The sequence below is a fragment of the Polymorphospora sp. NPDC050346 genome (assembly GCF_040655695.1).
Lineage (GTDB): Bacteria > Actinomycetota > Actinomycetes > Mycobacteriales > Micromonosporaceae > Polymorphospora > Polymorphospora lycopeni.
The window spans coordinates 64626-71155 of sequence record NZ_JBFAKM010000042.1 but is presented as its reverse complement, the minus strand read 5'-3'; the positions used below and the strand labels follow the sequence as shown (position 1 = coordinate 71155).

At 71.3% G+C, this 6530-nt stretch carries 6 protein-coding genes; 3 read left to right on the top strand and 3 right to left on the bottom strand.

The annotated features are described in order from the left end of the window. Window positions 1-1207 (bottom strand): S1 family peptidase (locus AB0I42_RS31360; RefSeq protein WP_357543037.1); only part of this gene is annotated, 1207 nt, incomplete at its 3' end. 374 nt (window positions 1208-1581) lie between these two features. Here AB0I42_RS31360 and AB0I42_RS31355 point away from each other — a divergent pair. Beyond that, window positions 1582-3624 carry an endo-1,4-beta-xylanase gene (locus AB0I42_RS31355; protein ID WP_357543035.1) on the top strand — a complete coding sequence of 681 codons (2043 nt, stop codon included), beginning with the start codon at window positions 1582-1584 and terminating at the stop codon, window positions 3622-3624. A 45-nt stretch (window positions 3625-3669) separates the two neighbouring features. Here the strand turns inward: AB0I42_RS31355 and AB0I42_RS31350 are convergent, their stop codons facing one another. Then, complete coding sequence (locus AB0I42_RS31350) at window positions 3670-3855, bottom strand: hypothetical protein (protein WP_357543033.1); 186 nt, start codon at window positions 3853-3855, stop codon at window positions 3670-3672. A gap of 55 nt (window positions 3856-3910) precedes the next feature. On the opposite strand from AB0I42_RS31350, the gene AB0I42_RS31345 reads away from it, so the two are divergent. Next, on the top strand, window positions 3911-4555 hold the full coding sequence (locus tag AB0I42_RS31345; protein ID WP_357543041.1) for a DNA alkylation repair protein: 645 nt from the start codon (window positions 3911-3913) through the stop codon (window positions 4553-4555). A gap of 60 nt (window positions 4556-4615) precedes the next feature. Next, window positions 4616-5077 carry a hypothetical protein gene (locus AB0I42_RS31340; protein ID WP_357543031.1) on the top strand — a complete coding sequence of 154 codons (462 nt, stop codon included), beginning with the start codon at window positions 4616-4618 and terminating at the stop codon, window positions 5075-5077. 93 nt (window positions 5078-5170) lie between these two features. Here the strand turns inward: AB0I42_RS31340 and AB0I42_RS31335 are convergent, their stop codons facing one another. Next, complete coding sequence (locus AB0I42_RS31335) at window positions 5171-6214, bottom strand: S1 family peptidase (protein ID WP_357543029.1); 1044 nt, start codon at window positions 6212-6214, stop codon at window positions 5171-5173. Between the last annotated feature and the right edge of the window lie 316 nt (window positions 6215-6530).

The following is a 6530-nucleotide window of genomic DNA, read 5'->3' as shown; positions in this document are numbered from 1 at the left end:
AGGGCAGGGTCAGTTCACGGATCTCGACTGCCTCGCCGACGGTGGCCCGCAGGTGCTCGGCGACGAGTCCACAGGTGACGAAGTGGTCTCCCGCGTAGACGCTGAGGATCTCCCGGAGCGGCTGGAAGAAGGTGGTGCCGCCGGTGGTGCAGTTGCCGGAGCCGCCGGACGTCACGCCCTGGGCCTGGTTGCCGCTGAGCCACGAGCCACCGGAGTCGCCGCCCTGGGCGCAGGCGTTGGTGCGGGTGAGGCCGCCGACCTGGCCCTGCGGGTAGCTCACCGTCTGGTTCTTGGCCTGGACGGTGCCGCAGCGCCATCCGGTGGTGGAGCCGGAGCGGCAGATCGAGGCGCCGACGGCGGACTCGGTCGAGCCGCGGACGGCGACGTTGGTGCCGTTGTAGCGGTTGACGATGCCGCGCGGGGTCCAGTTGCTGTTGGTGCGGACCCAGCCGTAGTCGTTGCCGGGGAATGAGGAGCCGGCGATGGTGCCCATCGCGACCCGGTTGTGGCCGCTGACCGCCTGGCCGGCCCGGCCGCAGTGGCCGGCGGTGACGAAGCCGCCGACGACGGAGAAGCCGATCGAACAGCGCCCGGTGCCGATGTAGTAGGCGTCGCCGCCGCGTACGTCGTAGTAGGGCTGCGGGGCCTGCGCGGTGGCGTCGACGCGTACCCGGTCGGCCTTGACGCCGCTGGCCGCGACGAAGCTGGCCGCCTCGGCGGCGGCGCCGGGCAGCGCCTCCACGACGACGGTGTTGGTGGTGACGTCGACGTACCAGCCGGTGACCGACTTCGGGGCGCCGGTGCTGTGCGCGTCGAGGCCGTCCTTGACCGCGGTCAGCGCGGCCTCGCTGGCGGCGACGACGCGCGGGGTGGCGCCGGCGGCGCGGACCCGCTCGGCCGCGGCGGCGTCGGTGACGCCGACGACGACCTCGTTGCCGGCGGCGAGCCAGGTGCCGCCGTAGCTGGCGCCGAGCGTGCCGCGCAGCGACTGCTCGGTGCGGGCGGCCTTGGCGTCGGCGGCGAGCCGGGCCTCGGCCTGCGGGGCGGTGAGGCCGAGGTCGCGCTGCATGGCCGCGAGGATCTCGACCGAGACCGCGTCCGCGGCGGGGGCGTCGACCGGCGCGGCGAGCGCGGGTTGGTGGAGGGTGGCCAGGAAGCCGGCGGCGAGTACGCCGGCCGCCGCGGCCGAGGCGATCTTGCGAGGCATTGACGGGTCCCTTCGTCGGGGGTGAGGAACGCACGCAGCACCGTTTCCGCTGGCCGGAGCGGTGTTGCGACGCCGTCAGGTGCCATAAACGTAGACCGAATCAATCGACGCGAATACATATGTTTCGCGTCATACGATCATCGCCGGCCGGTACCGGCGGCACATTGACGCGGCACCACCGACCCCCATAGCATCGACCTCCATCGTGGCGGCTCGACGTGCGTGAGCACCGGCCGCGTGCCCCGGGAGCCGGCACGCGGCGCCGAGCCCCCGCACGGCATGCCCGGGCCATGCCGGACTCCACCGCGCACTGAGCACGCCCGGGCAGCCGTGCCGGACCGCGCGCACCCGCACCGACCCAGAAAGGCCACCACATGCGCGCATTACGGATGCGCCGGGCGACGTACGCCCCGATCGGCTTCCTGGCACTGGCTCTCACCGCCTCACTCGCCGTCGCCGTACCGCTGGTCACCGCCCCGCAGGCGCAGGCCAGCAGCCCACTCGTCGTCCTCAGCGACACCTTCGAGGACGGCACCAGCCAGGGCTGGACACCCCGCGCCGACGAGACCGTCGCCCCCAGCACCGCCACCGCCCACGCCGGCACCCGCAGCCTCGCCGTCACCGGCCGTACCCGCAGTTGGGAGGGCCCGGTCCGCGACCTGCTCGACGTCGTCGAACTCGGCACCCGCTACACCCTGTCGGTCTGGGTCCGGCTCGCCGCCGGCGAACCGTCCACACAGGCCAGACTGAGCGTGGAACGCCGCACCGACGGCACCCCGACCTACGACCAGGTGGTCGGCAACACCGCGGTCACCTCCGGCGGCTGGGTCAACCTGCGCGGCCAGTACACGCTGGCGACCGACGTCGAGTTCCTCACCACGTACGTCGAGACCGCCAGCGGCACCGCCTCCTTCCACATCGACGACTTCCTCCTGACCGCCGAACCGAGCCTGCCGATCCAGACCGACATCCCGCCGGTCAAGGACGTCGTCGACGAGTTCCCGATCGGTGCCGCCGTCGGCCCGGCCCAGCTCATCGGCAACCACGCCCAACTGCTGCGCCGGCACTTCAACTCGGTGGTCGCCGGCAACGCCATGAAGTGGGACGCCACCCAACCCACCGAGGGGACCTTCCGGTTCACCGACGCCGACCGCATCGTCGCCTTCGCCCAGGCGAACGGTATGGAGGTACGCGGCCACACCCTGGTCTGGCACCAGCAGACCCCCGCCTGGGTGTTCAAGGACGCCGCCGGCAACGACATGACCGCCACCCCGGCCAACAAGGCCCTGCTGCTGTCCCGCCTGGAGGCCCACATCCGCGGCGTCGCCGGCCACTACGCCGGCGACATCAGCGCCTGGGACGTCGTCAACGAGGTCATCGACGAGAACCAGTCCGACGGGATGCGGCGCAGCCGCTGGTTCGAGATCACCGGCCTGGACTACATCCGTACGGCCTTCCGCGTCGCCCGCCAGGTCGACCCGACCGCCAAGCTCTACATCAACGACTACAACACCAACGTGCCGAGCAAGCGCGACAAGCTCTACAACCTGGTCGCCCAACTCAAGGCCGAGGGCGTGCCGGTCGACGGCGTCGGCCACCAGATGCACGTCAACATCGACTGGCCGTCGATCAGCGAGACCGAGGCGATGTTGACGAAGTTCGTCCCGCTCGGCGTCGACCAGCAGATCACCGAGATGGACATCAGCATCTACACCAACAACTCCGAGTCGTTCCCGACGCCGCCCCGCGACCGGCTGCTCAAGCAGGCCTACCGCTACCGCGACCTGTTCGACCTCTACCGGCGCTACGCCAGCGAGATCACCTCGGTGACGCTGTGGGGCCTCGCCGACGACGACACCTGGCTCGACACGTTCCCGGTCACCCGTAACGACGCGCCGCTGCTGTTCGACGAGCGGCTGCAGGCCAAGCCGGCGTACTGGGGCGTGGTCGACCCGTCGAAGATCGAGACGACGCCGAGCCCGACGCCGACGACTCCCCCGCCCACCACGCCCCCGCCGACGACTCCGCCGCCCACGACCCCTCCGCCGACGACTCCGCCGCCCACGACGCCCCCGCCGACCACCGGGCCGCCGCCCGGCACCACCTGCCAGGTCACGTACGCGGTCGCCGGGCAGTGGCCCGGCGGCTTCCAGGGCGACGTACGGCTCACCGTGACCGGCGCCCCGGTCAACGGCTGGACGCTGCGCTGGACGTTCGGCGGCGGCCAGCAGATCAGCCAGGCATGGGGCGGCAACCACACCCAGAGCGGCGCGAACGTGGCCGTGACGAACGCCGCCTGGAACGGCACCATCACACCCGGGACACCCGTCAACATCGGGTTCCTGGCGAACTGGACCGGCAGCAATCCGGCTCCGACCGCCTTCACCCTCAACAACCTGCCCTGCACCACCGGCTGACCGTCCCGGTGCCGGCCCGCGAGATCGCGGGCCGGCACCGGCGGGTCACGCCGACGGCCGGGAGACGTCGTAGAGCACGTGCGTCACCCGGTCGCCCCGTACGACACGGGCGGGATTGTCGAGACAGACGACGCCACCGGCGCCCGCCGCGCCGAAGAACGGGCGCCCCGGTAGCCACCGCCGCTCCGCTCGCTGATCGCCCGGTTCGCCGGGCCTCCTCGTAGGCTGCACCTCGACACCTGACGTACGGGAGGCTGAGGTGACCGGGACGACGGTGGCCGAGGTGATGGCCGAACTGGCCGCGCTCGAAGACCCGAGGGCGCGCGAGGTGAACGAGAGACACGGTGACGACCACGGGGTGAATCTCGGCATGCTGCGCGCGCTCGCGAAGCGGCTGAAGACCCAGCAGGACCTCGCCCGCCAACTCTGGGCGACGAACGACACCGCGGCGCGCCTGCTGGCACTCCTGATCTGCCGCCCGAAGGCGTTCGAGCGTGCCGAACTGGACGTGATGTTGCGCGAGGCGCGCACCCCCAAGGTGCACGACTGGCTCGTGAACTACGTGGTGAAGAAGAACCCGCACGCCGAAGAACTGCGCCTGGCGTGGTCCGCCGACCCGGATCCGGTGGTCGCCAGCGCCGGCTGGGCGCTGACCACCGAACGCGTGGCGAGGAAACCCGAGGGCCTCGACCTCTCGGGCCTGCTCGACGTCATCGAGGCGGAGATGAAGGACGCCCCGGACCGCCTGCAGTGGGCGATGAACCACTGCCTGGCCCAGATCGGGATCGAGCACCCCGGGCACCGCGCCCGCGCGATCGACATCGGCGAGCGCCTGGAGGTGCTCAAGGACTACCCGACCCCCCGCAACTGCACGTCGCCGTTCGCACCCATCTGGATCGGCGAGATGGTGCGCCGGCAGCACGACAGGTAGGAAACGCCCCCGCTCGATCAGCGGAAGTCGGGCCGCTCCGTTGTGTCGGATGATGACAGTGTGGAATACCTCGACCTGTCGCCGTACGACTACCTGGGCTTTCCGCTGCCGATGCTGACTGTCGGATGGCTCGGACGCCGCCACGGGGTGCAGGGCGCGGGCGCGACGCCGGTGACAGGCGTGGAGTTGCGCCGCCTCAGGACCGCCTCTCAGCGGCTCGGCTCCATCACGCTCGGCTGGCACGACTGTGCCTTCTGCCCGGACTTCAGCGGCAATGGCGAGTACCGCTACTACCTGCCGAGGGGGGAGATCTACGCGGCTCCGATGATGATCGTGCACTACGTCGAAGTGCACGGCTACCGGCCGCCTCGGGACCTGCTGGATGGCCTGCGTCTGGTCGGGAAACTGCGGTGGGACTGGCGCGCCGAGCACCTGCACTCGGTGCTGCTGGATCAGTCGGCGGATTTCGATTTCCGGTGCGAGGCCGCTGAACTGTGGCCTCGCGAGCGATCTACGCGCTGACGATATGCACGACATGGTGCGGTACGGCATGACCGAGGCGAGCCGACCGACCGGCATGCCGGTTCATCGACATGCCGGTCCGGAAGGTGGTTGCTAGTAGATCCGTGCCCCGTACGCCGCGAGCGCCTCGGTGACGGGCTGGTGGTAGGCGCGGTTCGACCCGCCGCACCCGCCCGTGCTGCCCGAGTGGATACCGATCGCCGAGTTGTTCGCGAACACCGCGCCGCCGCTGTCGCCGCCGGCCGAGCAGATCGTCGTCTGGATCAGGCCGTGCACCGAGCCCTGCGGGTAGTTGACGGTGACGTTGACGCCGGTGACCCGGCCGCGGCGCAGGCCGCTGGTGCTGCCGGACAGGCCGACGGTCTCGCCGACCACCGCGTTGCGGGCCGAGGAGATGTCGCGGCGGGTGCCGTCGTACATGTTGACGTCGCCGACCGGGCGGACGGTGGCCCGGACCAGGCCGTAGTCGTTGCCGGGGAAGCTGGTGCCGGCCCGTACGCCGATGTGGGTGGTGCGCGCCGCGTTGGCGTAGAAGTTGGTGTCGAGGTTCGTGCAGTGGCCGGCGGTGAGGAAGTGGTGGACACTGCCGATGGCCACCGCGAACGCCATGGAGCAACGCGAGCCGCCCATGTAGATGGCGTCACCGCCGCCGATCTCGGGGGCGATGCGGCCGGGCACGGTCTCCAGCCGGGCGGCGCCGCCGAGCGCGCTTACCGCCTTTTCGAGTTGCACCTTGCGGGCGCCGGTGACGGTGCTGTCGGCCTGGACGAGCACCTGGTTGGTCGCGGGGTCGACCTGCCAGGCCGTTCCCGGCACGGCGGCGGTCCGGTCGAGCTGGGCGGTGGCGGCGCGCAGGGTGGCGGCGCTGCGGGTGACGACGCGGGCCTCGGCGCCGGCGGCGCGGACGGTCTCGGCGGCCGCGGCGTCGGTGACGGTGACGACGAGCCGTCCGGCGGCGTCGTGGTAGGCGCCCGCGCTACGGTCGCCGAGCCGGCCCTGGAGGGCGAGGGCCAGCTTGGCGGTGGCGTCCGCGCGGTCGGCGGGCGCCACCTGGGCCGGCGCGGCGCCGGCCGGGGCGACGGGCATGACGACGACGGGTACGGCCAGCAGGAGGGCAGCCAGAATTGCTTTGCGCATGGGTTCTCCCGGTGGGGCGGAGGAAAGATCTGGCAACCATGCAACCATCGGCCGCCGCAATCGTAAACCCATTGGCGGATGCTAATAGAATTATCAGACCCAACGCCCGGACCGGCGCACCTGCCGGCGCCCCACTGCCATGGGCAGCCGTTGCCCCGCACGGTGAGCGCGCAGCGGACATCGGGCTGCCGTACGGCAGGCTCGTCGGCAGGGGTCACCGCCCCGAATGGGCTCGACCGGCGCCTCGAACCCGATTATGGGTTCACGGAATTTGGAATTTCCCACCCACGACGGTCCCGCCGCCCACGCAATTCCC